This window comes from Streptomyces sp. PTY087I2 (assembly GCF_001687325.1).
Classification (GTDB): domain Bacteria; phylum Actinomycetota; class Actinomycetes; order Streptomycetales; family Streptomycetaceae; genus Streptomyces.
Window position 1 is genome coordinate 160,624 of the sequence record NZ_LZRD01000016.1, and the last position, 23,868, is coordinate 184,491.

11 protein-coding genes are annotated in these 23,868 nt (G+C 72.0%); 9 read left to right on the forward strand and 2 right to left on the reverse strand.

Annotated elements, in window-relative coordinates; genetic code table 11:
• The first annotated feature begins 148 nt into the window (after positions 1-148).
• The 8 genes from A3Q37_RS19225 (at position 149) to A3Q37_RS19260 (ending at position 20,467) form a co-directional block, all read left to right on the forward strand.
• A complete protein-coding gene (locus A3Q37_RS19225; RefSeq protein ID WP_065486228.1) occupies positions 149-1,504 on the forward strand; it encodes a lysine N(6)-hydroxylase/L-ornithine N(5)-oxygenase family protein in 1,356 nt (451 codons plus the stop codon).
• A gap of 112 nt (positions 1,505-1,616) precedes the next feature.
• Positions 1,617-2,675, forward strand: coding sequence for an iron ABC transporter permease (locus A3Q37_RS19230; RefSeq protein WP_065486230.1), 1,059 nt, complete (start codon positions 1,617-1,619; stop codon positions 2,673-2,675).
• Between the two features lie 98 nt (positions 2,676-2,773).
• The gene (locus A3Q37_RS19235) at positions 2,774-3,808 is read left to right on the forward strand and encodes an iron chelate uptake ABC transporter family permease subunit (RefSeq protein WP_255311862.1); all 1,035 of its coding nucleotides are present in this window, start codon (positions 2,774-2,776) and stop codon (positions 3,806-3,808) included.
• Between the two features lie 37 nt (positions 3,809-3,845).
• Positions 3,846-4,691: an ABC transporter ATP-binding protein gene (locus A3Q37_RS19240; RefSeq protein ID WP_065486232.1), complete on the forward strand. Its 846-nt coding sequence runs from the start codon at positions 3,846-3,848 to the stop codon at positions 4,689-4,691.
• A 176-nt stretch (positions 4,692-4,867) separates the two neighbouring features.
• Positions 4,868-5,923, forward strand: a complete 1,056-nt coding sequence (locus tag A3Q37_RS19245; protein WP_065486235.1) for an iron-siderophore ABC transporter substrate-binding protein — start codon at positions 4,868-4,870, stop codon at positions 5,921-5,923.
• A gap of 43 nt (positions 5,924-5,966) precedes the next feature.
• The gene (locus tag A3Q37_RS19250) at positions 5,967-7,757 is read left to right on the forward strand and encodes an ABC transporter ATP-binding protein (protein ID WP_065486236.1); all 1,791 of its coding nucleotides are present in this window, start codon (positions 5,967-5,969) and stop codon (positions 7,755-7,757) included.
• Between the two features lie 57 nt (positions 7,758-7,814).
• Positions 7,815-18,761 (forward strand): non-ribosomal peptide synthetase, encoded by a 10,947-nt coding sequence (locus A3Q37_RS19255; RefSeq protein WP_065486238.1) that lies wholly within the window; start codon positions 7,815-7,817, stop codon positions 18,759-18,761.
• A 5-nt stretch (positions 18,762-18,766) separates the two neighbouring features.
• Positions 18,767-20,467, forward strand: coding sequence for an ABC transporter ATP-binding protein (locus A3Q37_RS19260; protein WP_065486239.1), 1,701 nt, complete (start codon positions 18,767-18,769; stop codon positions 20,465-20,467).
• Positions 20,468-20,608: 141 nt separating this feature from the next.
• Here A3Q37_RS19260 and A3Q37_RS19265 read toward each other — a convergent pair whose 3' ends face one another.
• Together A3Q37_RS19265 and A3Q37_RS19270 are read right to left on the reverse strand one after the other, a co-directional pair.
• Positions 20,609-21,700, reverse strand: a complete 1,092-nt coding sequence (locus A3Q37_RS19265; protein ID WP_065486240.1) for an alpha/beta hydrolase-fold protein — start codon at positions 21,698-21,700, stop codon at positions 20,609-20,611.
• A 144-nt stretch (positions 21,701-21,844) separates the two neighbouring features.
• Positions 21,845-22,267 (reverse strand): MarR family winged helix-turn-helix transcriptional regulator, encoded by a 423-nt coding sequence (locus A3Q37_RS19270; RefSeq protein WP_065486241.1) that lies wholly within the window; start codon positions 22,265-22,267, stop codon positions 21,845-21,847.
• Positions 22,268-22,477: 210 nt separating this feature from the next.
• On the opposite strand from A3Q37_RS19270, the gene eno reads away from it, so the two are divergent.
• Positions 22,478-23,779, forward strand: a complete 1,302-nt coding sequence (gene eno / locus A3Q37_RS19275; RefSeq protein WP_065486244.1) for a phosphopyruvate hydratase — start codon at positions 22,478-22,480, stop codon at positions 23,777-23,779.
• Positions 23,780-23,868: the final 89 nt, after the last annotated feature.

The following is a 23,868-nucleotide window of genomic DNA, read 5'->3' on the forward strand; positions in this document are numbered from 1 at the left end:
CAATGTCGCCCCATGTGCCCTATCGACAAGGTGAGTTGATGAGCTTAGGCTCACCTAAGTTTGGGTGCGTGACCCCCGTCGGCGTGCCCACTTCCCGAACCCTTCCCCTCACGCCTGACAGGCGGCTTTCCCGGATGATGGGAGTGACATGTCACAGGTTCTTCCTGGCGACACACCACTGGTCCACGACCTCATCGGCATCGGCTTCGGCCCGTCCAATGTGGCCATGGCGATCGCGCTCAGCGAGCACAACAGCAAAGTCGGCAGGCAGGATTCGGTCACCGCCCACTTCTTCGAGCAGCAGTCGAGCTTCGGCTGGCACCGCGGCATGCTCATCGACGACGCCACCATGCAGGTCTCCTTCCTCAAGGATCTGGTGACGCTCCGGAACCCGGCCAGCGAATTCAGCTTCCTCTGCTACCTACAGAGCCAGGGTCGGCTGATCGACTTCATCAACCACAAGAACCTCTTCCCGCTGCGGGTGGAGTTCCACGACTACTTCGAGTGGGCCGCGGCCAAGGTCGACGACCTGGTCTCCTACGGGCACGAAGTCGTCGCGGTCACCCCGTTCGCGCACGACGGGACCGTGGAGTACCTGGACGTGACCGTCCGGTCCGCCGAAGGGCTCTCGGTCCACCGGGCCCGCAACCTCGTCATCGGAACCGGCCTGCGTCCCCTCATGCCGGACGGGGTGGAACGCGGCGACCGCGTCTGGCACAACTCCGATCTGCTGCGCAAGGTCGAGGGACTGGACGCCGCCTCACCCTCCCGGTTCGTCGTCGTCGGCGCCGGACAGAGCGCCGCCGAGAACGTCGCCTATCTGCACCGCAGGTTCCCCGACGCCGAGGTCTGCGCGGTCTTCTCCCGCTACGGCTACAGCCCCGCCGACGACAGCAGCTTCGCCAACCGGATCTTCGACCCCGACGCGGTCGACGACTTCTTCGCCGCCCCCGAGGACGTCAAGAACCGGCTGATGGCCTACCACGGCAACACCAACTACTCCGTGGTGGACATCGATCTGATCGACGACCTCTACCGGCAGATGTACCGGGAGAAGGTCCTCGGCACCGAACGGCTGCGCTTCCTCAACGTCTCCCGGGTCACCGGGGTGGTCGAGAAGCCCGACAGTGTCCGCGCCACCGTGAGATCCCTGGTGACCGACGAGGAGTCCGAACTCGACGCCGATGTCGTGGTGTTCGCCACCGGCTACAGCCCCGCCGACCCGCTCGGCCTCCTCGGCGAGGTCGGTGAGCACTGCCTGCGCGACGACGCCGGCCGCGTACGCGTACAGCGCGACTACCGGATCTCGACCGATCCCGCCCTGCGCTGCGGCATCTACCTCCAGGGCGGTACGGAGCACACGCACGGCATCACCACCTCGCTGCTCTCCAACACCGCGATACGGGTCGGGGAGATCCTGGACTCGCTGCTCGGCCGGCGCGTGAAATCCACCTCCGACGAGTCCCGTCCGGCGGTCGAGGCCGTTGAGGGAGCCGGCGGCTAGGAACGGCCCCAGCAACCGCTGAAACGCCGCGAGTTCAGCGCTCGGCCCGCCCGGTGACCCACCGGGCGGGCCGAGCGCGGCCGATTCGATCAAAGGGATATCGTTCGTCGTCATGTTGACCACCGCAGTGGAGCGCCCCGTGCCGGAGGGGGCGACGGACACCCGCCGGCGCCGGGTCGTGGGGCTGGTCGTCCTCATGGTGACCCTGCTGGTCGCGGCGACGGTGTCCCTGGCCGTCGGGGCGCGCGCGTTGAGCCCCGCCGAGGTCTGGCACGGGCTGTTCGCGGAGCCCGAGCCCGACCAGAAGCTCACCGAGATCCGGCTCATCGTGCAGACCGTGCGCGTGCCCCGGACGGTTCTCGCGATCGTGGCGGGGCTGGCCCTGGGGGTCGGCGGGGCGCTGATCCAGGGGTACACCCGTAACCCCATCGCCGACACCGGACTGCTGGGGGTGAACGCCGGGGCCTCCTTCGCCGTGGTGTCGGTCATCGCCGTGTTCGGGTTCACCGACCCGTTCCAGTACGTCTGGTTCGCCTTCGCCGGCGCGGGGCTCGCCGGCGTCGTCGTCTTCGGCCTGGCCAGCATCGGCAGGGGCGCGGGCAATCCGCTGACCCTCGCCCTGGCCGGGCAGGGCGTCACCGTGTTCCTCGCGGCGATGACCGCGGCGGTGGCGCTCTCCGACAAGGAGTCGCTGAACGCGCTGCGGTTCTGGAACGCGGGCTCCGTCGCCGGGGTCCGCTTCGACGTCATCTGGCCGGTGACCGGGTTCATCGCCGTCGGACTGGTCCTGGCGCTGATCACCCTGCCCGCCCTCAACCTGCTCAACCTGGGCGACGACGTGGCGCGGGCGCTGGGCGTGAACATCGCGGCGAGCCGGACCCTCGGCATCGTCGCCGTCACCCTGCTGGCCGGGGCCGCCACCGCCGCCTGCGGCCCCATTGCCTTCCTCGGGCTCATGGTGGCCCACGTGGCCCGCTATCTGACCGGCCCCGACTATCGCTGGCTGGTGCCGTACGCCGGTCTCCTCGGGGCCGGTGTCCTGCTGGTCTGCGACATCGTGGGCCGGGTGGTCGTACGGCCCGGCGAGCTGGAAGCGGGTGTCGTGGTCGCCCTCCTCGGGGCGCCCTTCTTCGCGATCCTGGTGTGGCGAGGGAAGTTCAAGAGCGCATGAGAAAAGTTCGGGAGCGGATGAACGGGGCCGAAGTGGCCGGTGGGATCAGCGGGGTCGGCGGGATCAGTGGGATCGATGCGGCTGAGGTGAAGGCCGCGATGCCGCCAGGGATACGGCTCGGCCGGGTGTCGTTCGTCTGGCGGCCCTGGCTCGTGCTGGTCACCCTGGTGTGCGCGGCGGCGGCCTTCCTGATCTTCTGCCTCTCCATCAGCGTCGGCGACTTCCCCATCGGCCTCTCCCGGGTGATCGCCACCATCCTCGGCCGGGGCGAACAGGTCGACGAGTTCGTGGTCATGGACCTCCGCATGCCCCGGGCCCTGGCCGGCCTCGTCGTGGGCATCGCCCTGGGCGTCTCCGGGGCGATCACCCAGTCCGTGGCGCGCAACCCGCTCGCCAGCCCGGACATCCTCGGGATCACCGCGGGAGCCGGCGCCGTCGCGGTGTTCCTGGCGACGGCGACGGGCGGCACCGCCGCGGCGATCACCGGCTCGGTCGGGCTGCCCGCCGCCGCCCTCCTCGGCGGTCTCGGCACGGGGCTGCTCGTCTACTTCCTCGCCTGGCGGCGCGGTATCGACGGCTTCCGGCTGATTCTCATCGGTATCTCGGTGACCGCCGTGATGCAGGCGATCACGACCTGGCTGCTGGTCTCGGCCGACATCCGGGACGTGGCCCGCGCCCAGGTCTGGCTGGTCGGCTCGCTGGACAACCGGTCCTGGGACGAGGTGAAGGTGGCGTTCTGGGCCACGCTCGTCCTGCTGGCCGTCGTGGCCACCGTGGCCTTCCCGTTCAAACCGATGCACCTGGGCGACGACGTCGCCGCCGGGCTGGGCGTCCGGTTCGGCCGGGTGCGGGCCGTCCTGCTGCTCTGCGCGGTCCTGCTGGCCGCCGTGGGGGTGAGCGCGGCGGGGCCGGTCCCGTTCGTCGCGCTGGTGGCCCCGCAGGTGGCGATGCGTCTGGCGCGCTGGCCCACACCGCCGTTGATCGCTTCCGGACTGGTGGGCGCGCTGCTGCTGATCGGCTCCGATCTGATCGCCCGCGCGGCGCTGCCGATCGGTCTGCCGGTGGGCGTGGTCACCGCCGTGATCGGCGGCCCGTTCCTCGTCTACCTGTTGGTACGGGCGAACCTCCGGTAGATGGTAGAAGTAAGGCTGACCTCAACAAGGGGGGCTCGTGGCCGCTCAGTTCACCGCCCGGACCGATGCCGGCGTCGTCAAGGACGTCCCACGGCTGGCCGCCAGGGGCGTCACCGTCGGGTACGGCGACCGGATGGTCATCGACCAGCTCGACGTGGCCGTTCCGTCCGGGGTGATCACCACGATCATCGGCCCCAACGGCTGTGGAAAGTCCACCCTGTTGCGCACCCTGACCCGGCTGCTCAAACCGGCCGGCGGCACCGTCGTGCTGGACGGCGAGGACATCGGCACGCTCCGGACCAAGGACGTGGCGAAGAAACTCGGCCTGCTGCCGCAGGCGCCGGTCGCCCCGGAAGGGCTCACCGTCGCCGACCTGGTCGCCCGGGGGCGCCATCCGCACCAGAGCTGGCTGCGGCAGTGGTCGTCGGACGACGCCGACGTGGTGCGGCGCGCCCTGGCCATGACCGGGGTGGCGGACCTCGCCGACCGGACCGTGGACTCCCTGTCCGGCGGCCAGCGCCAGCGCGTATGGATATCGATGACCCTCGCCCAGGGCACCGATCTGCTGCTGCTGGACGAACCGACCACCTATCTGGACCTGGCCCACGCCATCGACGTACTCGATCTGGTCGACGATCTGCACGAGTCGGGCTGCACCGTCGTCATGGTGCTGCACGATCTCAACCTGGCCACGCGCTACAGCGACAACCTCGTCGTCATGCGCGGGGGAGCCGTCCTGGCCCAGGGGCACCCCCGGGACGTGATCACCGCGGAGCTGCTGCACGAGGCGTTCGGGCTGCGGGCCAAGGTGATCGACGACCCGGTGGGCGACCGGCCGCTGATCGTTCCGATCGGGCGGGCGCACGTGCGGACCGAGCCATAGACCGATACCCGAACAACAGTGCCAGTGCAGGGATCTGACGATTCGGCAGGTCCAACTCGTCCTGACCAGTGGAAAGTTATCTGGTTAGGCTAGGCTGACCTCACTTGCTCGGGGTACAGTCTGGCTGCCCTCATACCGGGGCGCAGTGGACAGCGCGAAAGCAAGGGATTTTGACGATGCTTCTCCATCGAACGACGCCCCGGAAGCCGTGGCAGAGACTGGCCGCGGCGGTGTCCGCTGCCACCCTCGGCGTCGGCCTCCTCGCGGGATGCGGCAACGACTCGGCGGACGAGAAGAAGAACGACGACACCCCGGCCGCGGCCGAAGGCGCGTTCCCGGTCACCGTGGACCACGCCTTCGGGTCCACCGAGGTCAAGAAGGCCCCCCAGCGGGTCGTCACCGTCGGCTACACCGACGACCAGGCCGTCCTGGCGTTCGGCATCAAGCCGGTCGGCATGGTCGACCAGTACCCGAACCCGACCGGCCAGAGCCCCGACATCAACACCCAGTGGCCCTGGGTCAAGGACAAGTGGGGCGACGCCCGCCCCGAGGTCGTCATGAAGAACGGGGACGCGGGCCCCAACTTCGAGAAGATCGCCTCGCTGCGCCCCGACCTGATCATCGCGGTCTACTCCGAGGTCGACAAGGCGGCCTACGAGAAGCTCTCCAAGATCGCCCCGACCGTCGGCCGCACCAAGGGCGAGAAGGAACTCTTCAGCGCCCCCTGGCAGGACAACGCGGCGCACATCGCCAAGGCGCTCGGCAAGGAGAAGGAGGGCGCCGAACTGATCAAGGGCATCCAGACCAAGCTGGACGCCGCCAAGAAGGCCAACCCCGGCTTCGCCGGTCAGAAGGCCGTCGCCCTGTCCTGGTACAAGGACTCCATCTCGGCCTTCACCTCCACCGACGTACGCGGCCGGCTCGTCACGGGCACCGGATTCGACTACCAGACCGAGATCGACAAGATCGCCGACGGCGGCTTCTCCACCGAGCTCTCGCCCGAGCGCATCGACCTGATCGACGTCGACCGCATCTTCGTCGTCAACGACAAGGCCGACACGGAAGCGCTCAAGAAGTTCGAGCTGTTCGCCAACCTGCCGGCCGTCAAGAACGACAAGGTCTCCTACCTCCTGGACAGCGAAGGCCCCGCGGTCGGCGCCGCGATGTCCCAGGGCACCCTGCTCTCCCTGCCGTACGCGATCGACGAGCTCGTCGAGTCGGCCAAGCAGTGATGACGACCCGACGGCCCGTCCCCCGGCGAGAATCGGTCTCTGTGTGACTGTCACCGACACCCCCGTCGCCCCCACGACCCTGCGCACCGCGACCGGGGGAGAAGTCTCCCGCTGGGTGGCCCGCCACTGTCGGCAGGCCCCCTGGCTGACGGCCTCCACCGTCCTCACCACGGTGGCCGGGGCCGCGCTCCAGGTGCTCCCCGTGCTGCTGCTCGGCCGGGTCGTCGACGGGGTCGTCGGCGGCGAGTCACGCTCGATACTCCTCACCGTCGGCATCCTGATGGTGGCCGCCGCCCTGCTCGGCGCGGCGGCCACCGCGGCCTCCACCTTCCTGATCGGGAAGCTCGGGGCCGAACTGCTTGCCCGGCTCCGCGAGGAAGCCGTACGCGCCGTGCTCGGCATGCCCAGCGCACGCGTCGAGGAGGTCGGCCGCGGGGACGTGCTCTCCCGCGTCGGCGACGACGTCGCCGTCATCTCCAAGGGCATCCGCACGGCCATCCCCACCGTGTTCTCGGCCGGTGTCCTGGTCGCCATCGCGACGATCGGCATGTTCGGCCTCGACTGGCGGCTCGGTCTCGCCGGAGCCTGCGCCCTGCCCGCGTACGCGCTGGCCCTGCGCTGGTACCTGCCCCGCTCCGCACCCCTCTACCGCAAGCAGCGGGCGGCCCAGGCCGACCGCGCCCAGGCCCTGATCAGCGGACTCAACGGAATCGACACGGTCCGGGCCTACCGCCTGGAGGACGCCGTACGCGAGAAGGTCACGGACGAGTCCTGGCGGGTGCGGAACCTCGGCATCGAGGTGTTCCGCTTCTTCGGCCGGTTCGTCGGCCGCGAGAACCGGGCCGAGTTCATCGGACTCGTGCTGATCCTGGTCGTCGGGTACGCCCTGCTGGAGGCGGATGCCGCCACCCTCGGCGAGGTGTCGGCGGCCCCGCTGATGTTCCACCGCTTGTTCACCCCGCTGGGCGCCATCATGTTCACCTTCGACGAGGCCCAGAAGTCCGGCGCGAGCCTCACCCGCCTCGTCGGCGTCTTCTCGGAGCCCTCCGAGGAGCGCCTGGTCGGCGACGCCTCGGTCACCGCCGCCGCCGTCGCGCCCCACGCGGTCACGGTCCAGGACCTCACGTTCACCTACCCGGGCTCCGAGGACCCGGTGCTGCGGGACGTCTCCCTGTCCATCCCGGCCGGCGGCTCGCTCGCCCTCGTCGGGGCGACCGGCGCGGGCAAGTCGACCCTGGCCGCACTCATCGCCGGCATTGGCAGACCACAGGCCGGATCGGTGCGCGTCGGGACGCACGACCTCGCGGACATGGACGAGGCCGGGGCCCGCGCCCTGGTGAGCATCCTGACCCAGGAGACCCATGTGTTCTCCGGCCCGCTCGCCGACGACCTGCGGCTCGCCGCACCCCTCGCGAGCGACGACGACCTGATGGACGCCCTGCGCACGGTCGGCGCCGGGGAGTGGGCCGGCTCCCTCCCCGACGGCCTGAACACCCCGGTCGGCGAGGGCGGCGAACGCCTGGACGTCACCAAGGTCGCCCAACTGGCCCTGGCCAGGCTGGTGCTCGGCCGGTCGCCGGTCGTCGTGCTCGACGAGTCCACCGCCGAGGCGGGCAGCGAGGGCGCCGCCGAGCTGGAACGCGCCGTGCTGGCCGCCTGCTCGGGACGGACCACCCTGTTCGTCGCCCACCGGCTGACCCAGGCGATGGCGGCCGACCGGATCGCCGTGCTCTCCGCCGGACGCGTGGTGGAGGAGGGCACACACAGCGAACTGGTCGAGCTGGGAGGCCAGTACGCCCGGCTGTGGCGAGCCTGGCGCGAGGGAAGTCAGTAGAAAGCCCCGGCCTCCGGCCGGTCAACTCGCACGCCTCGAAAGGATGCTGAGACTTCGATGTCGGAACCGGGCGCTTCTCGCATACTGCTTTCCCCCACTCGGCTGGCCGCCGTGCGTCGGCGGATCGGCGACTACAGCGATCGGACCGTCGTCGAGGCGTGCGCCGTCGGACTCGCGTACTGGGCGACCGGCACGGGCCCCGACGGCATGGACCTCACCCCCGCCACCCCCTTCCCCGACCTCCTCGGATGGGTCGACAACGGTACGGGCGGCGCCCAGGGCTGGGAGACCGACACACAGACCCTCGGCATCACCGTGCCGCCCGGCGTCGACCGTGCCGCGGCCCAGCGGACCCTGGACGACCTGGCCGACTTCCCGGATCGGCCCCTCGGCACCATCGGCCCGGCCGACCCCCGGGCCCGGGCCGAGGAGCTGGCCCGGCGGAACGACACCCGGGCCGACCGGGCCCGCCCGACCGTCATGGAGCAGTTCGCCGAGCAGGCGCGCCTGCGGCCGGACGCCGTCGCGATCGTCGACGAGCGCCGCTCACTGACGTACCGCGAAACTGCCCGGCTCTCCGCCCAGTTGGCCCACCATCTGATCGAGCGCGGCCTCGCACCCGAGCAGGTCGTCGGCATCTCCCTCGGCCGTTCCGCCGAGATGGTCATCGGCCTCCTCGCCGTCCTCCAGGCCAAGGGCGCGTTCGTCCCCCTCGATCCCCAGTGGCCCGCCGCCCGCCGGTCCGTCGTCGCCGAGGACGCCCGGATCGTCCTCCAGCTCAACACCACGGGCAAGGCCGACGCCGGAGAACCGGACGCCGTCGCCGTCGACCTCGGCGACTGGAAGTACGGCGCCCACCCCACGGACGCGCCCGACGCGACCGTCCCCGGCGACTCGCTCGCCTACGTCATCTTCACGTCCGGTTCGACCGGACGGCCCAAGGGCGCCATGATCCGGCACGAGGCGATCAGCGAGCGGCTGCTCTGGCAGTCCCGCGAGATCCTCGGGTTCGGCCACGACGACGCCTCGCTCTTCAAGGCCCCGCTTTCCTTCGACATCTCCGTCAACGAGATCTTCCTGCCGCTCACCACCGGCGGCCGGCTCGTCGTCCTGCGGCCCGGCGGCGAACGCGACCCGCACCACCTCCTCGGCGTCATCGCCGAACAGCGCGTCACCTTCACCTACTTGGTGTCGTCCATGCTGGACGTCCTCCTGGAGATCGTGGGCGACTCCGGCCGCCTCGACAGCCTGCGGCACGTCTGGTGCGGCGGCGAGGTCCTCACCCCGGAGCTGTACGAACGCTTCCGCACCCGCCTCGACATCCCGCTGTACCACGGCTACGGCCCCGCCGAGACGACCATCGGTGTCTCCCACGTCATCTACCGGGGGGCCGCGACACGCCTGTCGACGTCGATCGGCAAGGCCAACCCCAACACCCAGCTCTACGTCCTCGACGACGAGCTGCGCCCCGTCCCGGTCGGCGTCGGCGGCGAACTGTACGTCGGCGGGCTGCTGTTGGGACGCGGTTACGTCGGTGCGCCCGGCCTCACCGCCTCCCGCTTCGTCGCCAACCCCTTCGCCGCCGACGGCTCCCGGCTCTACCGCACCGGCGACCTGGCGCGGTACGCCCCGGACGGATCGCTGGACTTCCTCGGCCGCGCCGACAACCAGGTCAAGATCCGGGGCATGCGGCTGGAGCTGGAGGACGTCGAGGCGGGCCTCGCCGAGCACCCCGGCGTACGGCACACCTGCGTCGTCGCGAAGAAGAACACGGCGGGCGGAACCTACCTGGTCGGCTACGTCATCCCGGCAGGCGGCAACGAAAATCTGAGCGCCGACGACGTCAAGGCGTGGGCCGCGCGCACCATGGTCGAGTACATGGTGCCCACCCATGTCGTCGTCCTGCCGGAGTTCCCGCTCACCGCGAACGGCAAGGTCGACCGGAAGGCACTGCCCGAGCCCGCCACGGACACCGGCGCCCTCCAAGCGCCCGCCACCGAGAACGAACGGCTGGTGTGCGAGGCCGTCGCTGCGGTGCTGCGCCTGGACGCCGTCGGTGTCGACCAGGACTTCTTCCAGCTCGGCGGCGACAGCATCCTGGCCATCTCCCTGCTCAGCGCCCTCCGCGAGGCCGGCCTCCATGTCAGCGCCCGCCAGATCTTCACCCACACCGTCGTGGGAGCGCTGGCGGCGGTGGCGAGCCGGGAGTCCGTCGCCGCCGTGGACCACGGCGACGTCGCCACCGGCACCGTCGTCGGATCCCCCATCGTGCAGTGGCTCGGCGAGACCACCGACGCCATCGACGGCTTCGTGCAGTCCGTCGTCCTCACCACCCCGGCCGAGCTGACCCCCGACGCCCTCGACGACCTCCTCACCGCCGTGCTCACCCGGCACGACATGCTCCGCGCCCGGCTGGTACGCGGCGAGCGCTGGGGCTTCGACATCCCCGAGGCCGGTACGACCGCCCGCTGCTGGGAGCGGAGCGACGCGCCGCTGGAGGACTGCGTCGCCCTCGCGACCGCCGCGCTCGACCCGGACCACGGCATCATGCTCCGCGGCGTCTGGCGCCACGCGGCACGCCAACTCGTCCTGGTCGCCCACCATGTGGTCATCGACGGCGTGTCCTGGCGCATCCTGATGGACGACCTCGCCACCGCCTGGCGACAGCACTCAGCGGGCGAGACTGTCGAACTGCCCCCGGTCGGAACCTCGTTCAGGCGCTGGACCCAGCTCCTGAGCCGTACACCGTTCGACGCGGACCGTACGCACTACGCCACCACGCTCCCCGCCGCCGACGTGCCGATCGGCAGGCGGGCCCTCACCGCGGCCGACACCGTGGCCCGCGAACGGACCCGGACCGTCTCCGTCGGCCCGACGGCCACGGCCGCACTGCTCGGCGAGATCCCCGCCAAGTTCCACGCGGGCGTCAACGACGTCCTGCTGACCGCCCTCGCCGTCGCCCTCGCCCGCCGGCGACGGGACCGGGGACAGGACCAGACCTTCGCCCACATCGAACTGGAAGGGCACGGCCGCGAGGGCCGCTTCGTCGCCCCCGCGGTCGGCTTCGAGCCCGAACTGTCACGTACCGTCGGCTGGTTCACCACCCTCTTCCCGGTCACCGTGGACCCCGGCACGGCGGACGACCTCACCACACCGGAGTACCTCGCCGCCGCCCTCAAGGCGGTCAAGGAAGACCTCGCCCGCGTACCGGCGGGCGGCCTCTCCTACGGGGCCCTGCGCTATCTGACCGGCGACGGACCGACCGGCGACCCCGCACCCCAGGTGCTCTTCAACTACCTGGGCCGCTTCGACGCGGGCGGTGCGGGCGACTGGCAGCTCGCGGGAACGACCGGGCAGTTGGGCGAGAAGCGCGACCCCCGGATGCGGCTGCCGCGCGCCCTGGAGTTCAACGCGATCGCCGAACCGGACGCGAGCGGCGCGTACGAACTAGTCACCACGATCTCCTGGCCGGAAGGCGTGTTCACCGAGGACGACATCACCACCCTCAGCGACTATTTCCGCTCGGCCCTCACCGCACTCGCCGGGCTTCAGGACGGCGGCCACACGCCCAGCGACTTCCCGCTCGTGCCGCTGACCCAGGCCGACGTCGACGCCCTCGACGGCCCGGCGCTGCACGACATCCTGCCGCTGACCCCGCTCCAGGAAGGCCTCTACTTCCACTCCGTCTTCGACGACGACGCCACGGGCAGCTATGTCGAGCAGCAGGTGATGACGCTGGACGGCGACGTGGACGCCGACCGGCTGGCGGCGGCGGCCACCCGGCTGCTCACCCTCCACCCCAACCTGGCCGCCCGCTTCACCGCCCTCGCGGACGGACGGGTCGTCTCCGTCGTCGAGCACGGCAGGCGCGCCCCCTTCACCACTCTGGACGGCCCCGCCCGCACCGACGAGGAGATCCGCGAACTCGCCGAGCGGGACCGCCGGGCCGGGTTCGACCTCGCCACCGGCCCGCTGATGCGCTACACGCTCATCCGCTCGGACGCGGGCCACTGGGTCCTCGTCCAGACCGTGCACCACATCATCGCGGACGGCTGGTCGGTGCCGCCGATGCTCCGCACCCTGCTGGCCGAGTACCACGCACCGGGATCGGTCTACGCACGCGACGGCTACCGGGAGTATGTGGAGTGGCTCGCCGCACGTGACCAGGACGAGAGCGACCGGGTGTGGCGCGAGGAGCTGGCCGGACTGCCCGGCCCCTCCCTGGTCGCCGAGGGCCACACCCCCTCCGAGCGGTTCGCCGACGTCATGGCGGAGCCCGCCGATGACATCGAAGTGGCCGCCCGCTCCGCCGGAGTCTCCCTGAGCGTGGCCGTGCACAGCGCGTGGGCGGCGACCCTGGGCGGGCTGCTGCACAGCAGGGACGTCGTCTTCGGCTCCACCGTCTCCGGCCGCGACGCCGACGTCCCCGGCATCCGTGACATGGTGGGCCTCTTCATCAACACCATCCCGGTGCGCGCCCGTTGGTCCGCCGCCACCGACACGGCGTACGACCTGCTGGACGCCGTGAAGCGGCACCAGGGCGCGGTCCTTCCGCACCAGCACGTCTCCCTGGCCCGGATCGGCCGGCAGAGCGGCACGGGCACCCTCTTCGACACCCTGGTCGTCTTCGACGTCGCCACCGACGTGGCCGCCCTGCGCGGACCCGACGACACCCTCGTCATCACCGGCATCGTCAACGAGGGGGCACCGCACTACCCGTTGACGCTGGTCGTCGAGCGCGCGCGGAACGGCCGGGTGCGGTTCAACCTGATCTACGACGGTGAACTCCTGCGCCCCGCAAGCGCCGAGGCGATCCTCGACACCTTCACTCGGACCCTCACCGAACTGCTCGACCGCCCGGACGCACCGGTCGACACACTGCTCCCCGCACCGGGCAGGGCCCCGGCGCAGGAGGCCCCGTCGACCCTGGGCGAGCTGTTCGACGCCGCCGCCCACCGCGACCCGGCGGCCACCGCCGTCACCCAGTGCGCGCTGGACGGCACCGCCCGCTCCCTCGCCTACGGTGAACTGGCTTCGGAGAAGGACGCGTTGGCCTCCGCCCTGCGCGCGGCCGGGGTCCGCCCCGGGCAGCGGGTCGCCGTCGCCGTCCCGCGCTCCCTGGAACAGGTCGTCGCCCTCATCGCCGTCGTCACCGCCGGAGGCGCGTACGTACCGCTGGACCTGGCCTACCCGGACGAGCGGCTGGAGTACATCCTCACCGACGCCGCCCCGCAGGTCGTCCTCGTGGACCGGGAACAGCGGGACCGTTTCACCCGGCTGCTGGAACGGGCCGGATTGGCGGCCCGCGTGCTCGTCCAGGGCGAGGACCTTCCGCGGGCCGCCGACACCGACGCGCCCGACGTCCGGCCGGGCGACCCGGCGTACGTCATCTACACCTCGGGCTCGACCGGCCGGCCCAAGGGCGTCGTCGTCCCGCACTCCGCGGTGACGACGCTCCTCGCCAACACCCGGGCGGACATGGACTTCGGACCCGACGACGTCTGGGTCCAATTCCACTCCTTCTCCTTCGACTTCGCCGTCTGGGAGCTGTGGGGCGCACTCGTCCACGGAGGCGAACTGCTCGTCCCCGACTACGCCCTGACCCGCTCGCCGGTCGACTTCCACCGGCTGGTCCGCGAACGCGGCGTGACCGTGCTCAACCAGACCCCGTCCGCCTTCTACCAGTTCATCGAGGCCGACCTGCACGGCGATGAGCCGGTCACGGCGCTGCGGCGCATCGTCTTCGGCGGCGAGGCGCTCGACCTCGGGCGGCTGCGCGGCTGGGGCGAACGGCACGGCACCCGTACGCCCGAGCTGGTCAACATGTACGGCATCACCGAGACCACCGTCCATGTCACCCACCGGGTCCTGACGGACGAGGACTTCACCCGGGGCGACGACGCCAGTCCTATCGGCGGTCCGATCCCGGGCCTGACCGTCCATCTGCTCGACGATCGGCTGCGGCCGGTGCCGCCGGGCCGGGTGGGCGCGATCTACGTCGCGGGCGACCAGGTGTCCCTCGGCTATCTGGGCCGCCCCGGACTCACCGCCGGGCGCTTCGTGGCGAACCCGTTCGCCGCCGACGGCTCCCGGATGTACCACACGGGCGACCTCGCCCGCCGGACGCTCGACGGTGAGCTGGAGTTCGCGGGCCGCGCCGACGACCAGGTGCAGCTGAAGGGCTTCCGGATCGAGCTGGGCGAAGTGGAGGGGGCGGTCCGGGAGTTGGCGGGTGTCGTCGATGTGGCCGTCACCGTGGCGGACAGCGGCGATCACCTCGTGGCCCATGTCGTCGGGGAGCCGCCCGCCGACTTCGCCGTCCTGCTCGCCGCCAAACTCCCCTCGCACATGGTGCCGGGCCGGGTCCTGCCGATCGACGCACTGCCGCTGACCGTCAACGGGAAGCTGGACCGCAAGGCGCTCACCGAGCGGGCCGCCCGGCAGGACGACACCCCGCACGAGACCTCGCAGCGCCCGGACGACTCCGCGCTCACCGCCCTGACCGGCATCTTCGCCGAGACCCTGCCCGGCGCCACCGTCGACGCCGACACCGACTTCTTCGGCGCCGGGGGCGACAGCATCGTAGCCATCGCCGTCATCAACCGCGCCCGGGCACTCGGCCTGCCGATCGCACCCCGGGACGTGTTCCTGTTCAAGACCCCGCGCGCCCTCGCCGGCCACCTCGCGACCCGCGCCCCGGCCCCCGCGCCGACGGCACCCTCCCGCCGCGAGGACGGCCCGCTGCCCCTCACCCCGATCATCCTGCGCCAACGCGAACTGGGCGGCTCGCTCGACCGGTTCGCCCAGGCCAGGGCCCTCACCGTGCCCGCCGGAACCGGCCTCGCGGACATCCGGCGCGCCGCCGACGCCGTCGTGGCCGCCCACCCGGCCCTGCGGCTGCGCCTGCACATCGAGCACGGCGTCTGGTCCCTGCGCACCGAACCCGCCCGTGACGCCAGCGTCGTCACCGAGCACACCACCGACGCGACCGCCGCCGCGAACGAGGCGGCCGGGCGGCTCGACCCCACCACCGGGGACGTCATCGCGTTCTCCTGGCTCGCGGCGAGCCGCACCCTGGTCGTCACCGTCCACCACATCGCCGTGGACGCGGTGTCCTGGCTCGTCCTCCTCGACGACCTGACCACCACCCTGAGCGGCGGGGCCGCCCTCCCGCCGCCCACCACCTCCTACGCCGCGTACGCCGAGGCGCTGGCCCTGCGGTCCGCCGAGACGGCCGACGGCCTCGGCCGCTGGCTCACCACCCTGGACGCCCCGGCGCTCGTGCCCGCGATCGGAGGCACCCGGGAGACCACCGTCATCCTGCCGCCCGCCGCGAGCGACCGCGTGACCCGCAACGCGCCCGGCGCGCTCGGCCTCGGACTCACCGAGCTGCTCTGCGGAGCCCTGCGCACCGCGCTGACCAGGATCCAGACCGCGCCCACGGACCTCGCCGTCGACCTGGAGCGGCACGGCCGCGTCCCGGCCCGGGACGACCACGACTACTCCCGTACCGTCGGCTGGTTCACCTCCATCGCCCCCGTACGCCTGACCGCGCACACCGACCCCGTCGCCGCGGCCCGCGAGCTCGCCGAACGCCAGCCGGACGAGGACGGCCACATCGCGTACGGCCGGCTCCGCTACCTCAACCCGCAGACGGCCCCGCTGCTGACCGCCCGGCCGCAGATCCTGTTCAACTACCTCGGCCGGGGCGGCGAATCGGAGGCCCTGCGGATCACTGGCTCCGATCAGGGCGACAGCCCGTACGCCGTCGAGGTCAACGCCTGGACCGACGAGACCACCGGCTCCCTCCACGCGGCCTTCACCCTCGCCGACGCCGTCCCCGACGCGATCACCGACCACTGGCTGACCGCCCTGGAACAGATCGCGGACACCTCCGCGACCGCCGAGCGCACCGCACCGGTCACCCCGCTCCAGCGCGGCCTGTACTTCCAGGCCCAGCTGACGGGCACAGGGGTGGCGGGCACGGAGGCGGCGGGCGCGGCCGGGCACTATGTCGCGCAGAGCTGGTTCGCCTTCGACCGGCGCCTGGACCCCGACGCGCTGGCCGAGGCGATGGCGTACGTCATCGTCCGCCACCCCGTCGTCGGCGCGGGCTTCACCACCGACGCCGACGGAAACCCGGTCCAGGTCCTGGCGGCGGGCCGCCGGGTCCCCGTCCGCACCGTCGACCTGGCGACCGACGCCGAGGCCGAGGCGCTGCGCACCCGGGACCGCGAGCAGGGCTTCGACCCGGGGGAGCCGCCGCTCGTCCGGATGACCGTGGTCCGGCGGCCCGACGGCCGCGACGGGTTGCTGCTCAGCTACCACCTGCTGCTCTGGGACGGCTGGTCCCGCGAGATCCTGCTGCGCGACCTGTTCGACGCGTACGAGGCCGTCGTCGCCGGCGAACCGTGGGACGCGACGCCCGCCGTGCCGGGCTTCGAGGAGTACGCCCGGGAGCTCGCCGCCAAGGACCCGGCGGTGGCGGAGCGCTTCTGGGCGGAGCATCTGGCGGGTCTGCCGGGGCCGACGCTCCTCGCCGGACCGGCCCCGGCCCTGTCCGAGAAGCTGCCGCAGCCGCTCGTCCACACCCTCTCCGCCGAACTGTCGGAGCTGCTGCGCGAGGCGGCCCGGACCCGGGGCGTCACCCTGAACTCGGTGCTGACCGGGGCGTTCGGCCTCCTCCTCGGAGCCCGTACGGGCCGGAGCGACGCCGTGTTCGGCGTCACCGTCTCGGGACGCGAGGGCGAAGGCCACGGCGACATCGTCGGCGTCCTGCTCAACACCGTCCCCCTCTGGACGCGGGCCAGGCCCGGCGACTCGGTCGACGCGTACCTGTCCTCCGTACAGGCGGCGCGCGTCGCGGCGATGGACCACGAACACCTGGGTCTCGGCGAGATCCAGCGGGCCGCCGGACACGACACCCTGTTCGACAACCTGTTCGTGCTCCAGAACTTCCTGGACCTGGACGCGTTCGCCGAGATGAACGCCCGCCACGGCATCACCGAGGTCCAGGCAGACGACTCCACCCACTACCCCTACACCTGGGTCGTCACGCCCGGCGACCGGCTCACGGTCAAGCTGGAGCACCGCCACGGCGACGCCGACAGCGCCCGCCGTCTCCTCGACGACTACCTACGCGTCCTGGAGGACCTGGCCAGGGCCACCGGCCCGATGGGCGCGCTGCCCGGGCTCGGCCCGGACCCCGCACCCGCCGCGCGCACCGAGGTCGGCACGGACACCGTCGTCGACCGTTTCGACCTCGCGGCCGACCGCGACCCGGACCGGACCGCCCTCGTCGCCGACGGCGCGACCCTGACCTTCGCCGAACTCCAGGCCCGCAGCCGGGCCGTGGCGGGTGTGCTCGCCGCGCGGGGCATCGGGCCCGAGACCACGGTGGGCCTGGCGATCCCGCGCTCCCTCGACTGGATCGCCGCCCTGTTCGCGGTGTTGCGGGTCGGGGCCGCGTACGTGCCGCTGGAGCTGGACCATCCCGACGAGCGGATCGCCGCCATCGTCGAGGACGCCCGGCCCGAGGTGATCCTCACCGTGAGCGCGGTGTCACCCCGGCTGACCGGCGAACTCATCGAGCTGGACCGCCCGTTGCCGGAGACCGAGCCGTACACGACGTTCGCACCGGACGACCCGGACCGGCTGCGCCACCCCGCGTACACCATCTACACCTCCGGCTCGACCGGGAAGCCCAAGGGAGTGGTGACCGAATACGCGGGTCTCACCAACATGCTGATCAACCATCAGCGCCGCATCTTCGAGCCGGTCCTCGCCGAACACGGTCACCGGACCTTCCGTATCGCGCACACCGTGTCGTTCGCGTTCGACATGTCGTGGGAGGAGCTTCTGTGGCTCGCCGACGGTCATGAAGTCCACATCTGCGACGAGGAGTTGCGCCGTGACGCGCCCCGGCTCGTCGAGTACTGCCTCCGGCACGGCATCGACGTCATCAACGTGACACCCACCTACGCCCAGCAGTTGGTCGCCGAAGGACTGCTGGAGGACCCCGAACGACGTCCCGCACTGGTGCTGTTGGGCGGGGAGGCCGTCACCCCGACGCTGTGGCAGCGCCTCGCCGAGACCGAGGGCACCGTCGGCTACAACCTGTACGGGCCCACCGAGTACACCATCAACACCCTCGGCGTCGGCACCTTCGAGTGCCAGGACCCGGTCGTCGGCGTCGCCATCGACAACACCGAGGTGTACGTCCTCGACCCCTGGCTGCGACCGCTGCCCGACGGCGTCCCCGGCGAGCTGTACGTGTCCGGCGTCGGCATCGCCCGCGGCTACCTGGGCCGCAGCGCCCAGACCGCGCACCGCTTCGTCGCCTGCCCCTTCGGCGCGCCCGGGGAGCGCATGTACCGCACCGGGGACCTGGTGATCCGCCGGCCCGACGGGAACATCGCCTACCTCGGCCGCACCGACCAGCAGGTCAAGATCCGCGGCCACCGCGTCGAACTCGGCGAGGTCGAGGCCGTGTTCGCCGCGCACCCGGCGGTGCGGTTCGTCGCCGCCGTCGCCCAGCCGGACCCGGGGGTGGACGGCGCGTACCGGCTGGCCGCCTATCTCGTCCTCAGGGGTCCCGCCGACCTCGCGCAGGTCGCGCACGAGGTGGGCGCCGGGCTGCCGGACTTCCTGCGTCCCACGCATTACGCCCAGGTCGACGCCATCCCGCTCACCGTGAACGGCAAGGCCGACACCAAGGCGCTGCCGGAGGCCAGGCCGCTCGGCGCCCTCACCACGGCGGGGGAGCGCGGCCCGGAGACAGAGACGGAGAGCGTCGTCTGCGAGTTCTACGCCGAGGCGCTCGACCTCGACGACGACGAGGTCAGCGCGGTCAGCGACTTCGTGTCGCTCGGCGGGCACTCCATGCTGGCGGTGCGGCTGATCGGACTGCTCCGCCGCGAGTACGGTCCTGTCATCACCATCCGCGATCTGTTCACCCTGCGAACCCCCGAAGCGATTGCCCGCCACCTCGATGAGAACTCCTGATCCTGATGAAGACTCCTGACACCGAGCGGACCCGCCCCGGGGCCGCCATCCTGCGGACGGCGCTGCGCCGCAACATCGGCGCCATGATCGCGGGCACCGTCCTGATGGGCCTGTACCAGGCGGCGGAGACCGCGTTCCCCATCGCGCTCGGCCTCATCGTCGAGCACACGATGCAGGACCGCAGCCTCGGCTCCCTCGGCGTCTCGATCGGCTCGCTGGCCGTGATCATCACGACGGTGTCCCTGTCGTGGCGGTTCGGCATGCGCGTGCTCCAGAAGGCCAACACGACCGAGGCGCACCGCTGGCGGGTGCAGGTGGCGGCCTGCGGGCTCCAGCCGGTGGCCAGGGACGTGGACCTCAAGTCCGGCGAGATCCTGACGATCGCCACCGAGGACGCCGACCAGACCGCCGACATCATCGAGGTGGTGCCGCTGCTGATCAGCTCCCTGGTCGCCATCGTGGTCGCGGCGGTCGCGCTGAGCCTCGCCGACCTCAGGCTCGGTCTGCTGGTGATGGTGGGCACCGTCGCGATCCTGTCCGTCCTCGCCGTGATGTCCAAGCGGATCGGGGCCAGTACGCAGGAGCAGCAGGCCCGGGTGGCGCGGGCGGGCGCCAAGGTCGCCGACCTGATCATCGGGCTGCGCCCGCTGCACGGCTTCGGCGGCAACCACGCCGCCTTCGGGGCCTACCGCGAGGTCAGCACGGACGCGAAGCGCCAGGCGATCACCGTCGCCCGGGTCAACGGCACCTACGCGGGCACCGCGCTCGCCCTCAATGCGGCCCTCGCCACGGCCGTCTCGCTGACCGCGGGCTGGCTGGCGTTCGAGGGCCGGATCACCATCGGCGAACTCGTCATGGCCGTGGGGCTCGCGCAGTTCATCATGGAACCGCTCAAGATGTTCTCCGAGATGCCCAAGTACGTGATGATGGCCCGCGCCTCGGCCGAGCGCATGGCCCTCGTCCTGAACGCGCCCCCGGTGACGACACCGGGCCCCGAACGCCCGGAGCCCGGCGGGGCCCTGGAGGTCGACGGTGTCCACCACGGCACGCTCCAGGGGGTCAAGTTCACGGTAGCGGCAGGCGAGTTCGTGGCGATCGCCGCCTACCAGCCGCGCGCGGCGGCCGACCTCGCCGCCGTCCTCGCGGTGAACGTCGCCCCGCAGGCGTACGGGGGAGTGGTCCGGGTCGGCGGCCGGGAGATCGGCGACCTGTCGATCGAGGCGGTCCGCGAACACCTGCTGGTGAACCCGTACGACGGGGAGATCTTCGCCGGCACGCTCCGCACGAACATCGACCCGTCGGGGAGCGGCCGGGAGGTCGCGGAGGCCGTCGAGGCGTCCATGCTCACCGACGTCGTCGCCCTGCACCGCGAAGGGCTCGACCACGTGGTACGCGACCGGGGGGCGAACCTCTCGGGCGGCCAGCGCCAACGGCTCTCCCTGGCCCGGGCGTTGGCAGCCGACACCGACGTGCTCGTCCTGCACGACCCCACGACGGCCGTGGACGCGGTCACCGAACAGCTCATCGCACGCAACGTCGCGAAGCTGCGCCGTGGCCGCACTACGCTCGTGCTGACCAGCAGCCCGGCGCTCCTGGACGCGGCGGACCGGGTGCTGGTCCTGGACGGGGGCGTCATCACCGCGGAGGACACCCACCGCAACCTGCTCGCCGGGGACGAGGCGTACTGCCTGGCGGTGGCGCGGTGAGGCACCGGCAGGGGCGGGGCCGCCGGTGGGGGCTGGGCTACTGGCAGGGGTGGGCCAGCGGTAGGGGCTGAGCCTCTGCCGGTGGGGGCTCAGCCACGGGCAGGGGCCGGAGCCCTGCTGTCGCCCGCCCCCGCCCGGGACTCAGCCCAGGGCCCAGGCGACGTCCCTGAGCAGGGCCTGCCGCCACCCCGCTCGGTCGTGGCCCGAGGCGGACCGCGACACCCGCACGGTCGCACCGGCCCGCTCGGTCAGCGACTCCGTCAGCTCGCAGTGGGGCAGCATCCGCGTCTCGTGCTCCCCGACGTCGAACGCGCACCGCAGCCGCGAGAGGTCCGCCCCCCGGCGCAGCCGCTCGGCGAGGGCACCGCCGACCGCCCCGCCCAGCGGATCCGCCAGGTCCACGGCCCCCGGCGCCCACCAGAAGGACCCCGACTGGCAGGCGACCCGCGAGACCAGCTCGGGAAACTCCAGCGCCGCGTACAGCGCGCTCAGCCCGCCCAGGCTCTGCCCGGCCACCACCAGCCGGTCCAGGTCGGCCGGCACACCGCAGTCGCCCACCAGCGGCAGCAGTTCGTCCCGGACCGCCTCCCACAGCTCCGGGCGGCAGGCGAACTCGGCCTCCCGGTCCTTGGCCGGCAGGAACACCAGGGTGACCGGAGGCAGGTCGCCCGCGTCGAAGGCTGCGTCGAAGGCGGTGGCGGCCGGGTGCAGATACAGCCAGTCGTCCCCGTCGAGCAGCAGTACCACCGGACCGCCGCCGCCCACCGGGTGGACCCGTACGCTACGCCGCCCGCCGAGCCGGTCGCTGCTCCAGCGGATCCGGGTGCGAGGGAGGGGCGGCACATCGTCCGGGCCGAGGGCGGGCCAGTGCGGCTGGGGCGGGGCGTCGGGCGTCGCGGCCACGGAACGGTCGGCCCCCGCACCGGCCGGATTGAACGGATCGGCATGGGCCTCGCCCGCCACGAGGACGCGGTAGGTCACCCGCAGCCGCGCAGGCATGGAGACCTCCGCGTACCAGCAGTCGGTGTCCTCCCAGCGCCGCAACGGCACGGGCGGCGACCAGCTCTCGAAGTCGAGTACGGCATCGGAGCCGCGCCACAGGAAGAGGGTCCGCCAGCCGCTGTCGGCGGGAATCGACGCGGGCGTACGCGCCGTCGCCCAGAACGCGTCGGTGCCGGGGCGGCCCGGCAGACCGAAGGCGGCGAAGGGGCTCTCGGCGTCCACCGGACGCATGAACGTCTCCTTGTGAGAGGGGAGGAGCGGAGGCAGACCGAGACGGGCTCCGCCTGTGTAAGGCGAGCCTAACCCAACGGCTCTGGGCGGCTGTTGGGGATGCGAGGTACAGAGACGGCCAGCGCCGCCTTCGGGCTTCCGGGCTCAGTACGCGGCGAGGCGCTCCATCAGGGCCACGCTGTGCGCGAGCTGCCGCTGCTCATCGGCGCTGAGTTCGAGGTCGATGGCCCGGGCCAGCCAGTCGGCCCGCCGGTCGCGCTCCGCCTTCAGCGCCGCCCGGCCCACCTCGGAGAGATCGACGAGCGACTTGCGGCCGTCCGTCGGGTGCGCCCGGCGGACCACGAGGCCCTGCTCCATCAGGAGGCCGACCGCGCGGGCCATCGACTGGGGGCGTACGCGCTGGTCCGCGGCGAGGTCGCTGGTGGTCATGGCCCCGTCCCGGTCGAGGACGCCCAGCACGGCGACCTGGCCGTGCGGAATCCGGTCCTCCTGCTTCACCCGCCGCGCGAGTTTGCCCATGGCGGTGCGCAGATCGGCGGCGACGGTGGCGGGTTCCAGGGTGGGCATAGGGCACTTTAACCCGCGGTTGTGGGCACGTCCGCCCAGGTGGTCGGCGTACGAGGTGCGCAGGGAGACCCACCGGACAACTGCACAGCGCAACTACACAGCACAACTGAGCAGCCAATCTGAACAGCATTGCTGTAGAGTTTGAGTGTCGCGGCTCGCGCCGGCGCTGTCGCACCAGTGCCGCGACAAGCACCTACGGAAGGACCTCGCATGTCCCGCACGACAGCTGAGCCCACCGCCATCCGGTCCGTCACCGCCCGCCGCATCATCGACAGCCGGGGCAACCCCACCGTCGAGGCCGACGTCCGCCTCGCCGACGGGTCCCTCGGGCGCGCCGCGGTCCCGTCCGGCGCCTCCACCGGTGCGCGGGAGGCCGTGGAGCTGCGCGACGGTGACGCCGGGCAGTGGCACGGCAAGGGGGTCGACCGGGCCGTCGCCCACGTCAACGGGGAGATCGCGGCCGCGGTCGTGGGCCGCGACGCGGACGACCAGGCGGGCCTGGACGCGGCGCTTGTCGCGCTCGACGGCACGCCCGGCAAGTCCCGGCTCGGGGCGAACGCGATCCTCGGGGTCTCGCTCGCCGCCGCGAAGGCCGCGGCGGCGGCCCACCGTCAGCCGCTCTACCGCTATCTCGGCGGCGCCGACGCCCGGCTGCTCCCGCTGCCGATGATGAACATCATCAACGGCGGGGCGCACGCCGACAATCCGCTGGACTTCCAGGAATTCATGATCGCGCCGGTGGGTGCGAAGACCTTCGCGGAAGCCGTCCGCATGGGCTCCGAGATCTTCCACACCCTGCGCCGCGACCTGCTCGCCGCCGGTCACGCCACCGGCGTCGGCGACGAAGGCGGGTTCGCCCCCGCGCTGCGCACGGCCGAAGAGGCCCTGGACTTCGTCCTGAGCGCCGTCGAACGCACCGGATACCGTCCCGGCGAGGACATCGGCCTCATCATGGACCCGGCATCGTCGGAGTTCTTCCATGACGGCGTGTACGTGTACGCGGGCGAGGGGGTCCGCCGTACGCCCTCCGAGCAGGCGGACTACCTGGCCAAGCTGATCGACGCCTACCCGATCGTCTCCATCGAGGACCCGATGGCCGAGGACGACCTGGACGGCTGGCGCGAGCTGACCGCGCGCGTCGGCCACCGCTGCCAGCTCACCGGCGACGACGTCTTCTGCACCGACGAGGCCCAGGTCCGTGAGGGCATCCGTACCGGCGTCGGCAACTCGGTCCTGGTCAAGGTCAACCAGATCGGCACCCTGACCGAAGCCCTCGCCACGGTCGCCACCGCCCGGCGTGCGGGCTGGAGCGCCGTGATGTCCCACCGCTCCGGCGAGACGGAGGACACCACGATCGCGGACCTGGCGGTGGCGACGGGCTGCGGCCAGATCAAGACCGGCTCGCTCTCCCGCTCCGACCGCACGGCCAAGTACAACCAGCTGATCCGGATCGAGGAGGAGCTGGGCGAGTCGGCGCAGTACGCGGGCGGAGCGCTGCTGTCCCATTCCTGACGGGGCCTCAGGCCGGGCGGGCCGCACCCCACCAGGTGCCGCCCGGCCCCGGCAACGCGGAACGGGCGGCCCCCGGCGGACGGTTGCGT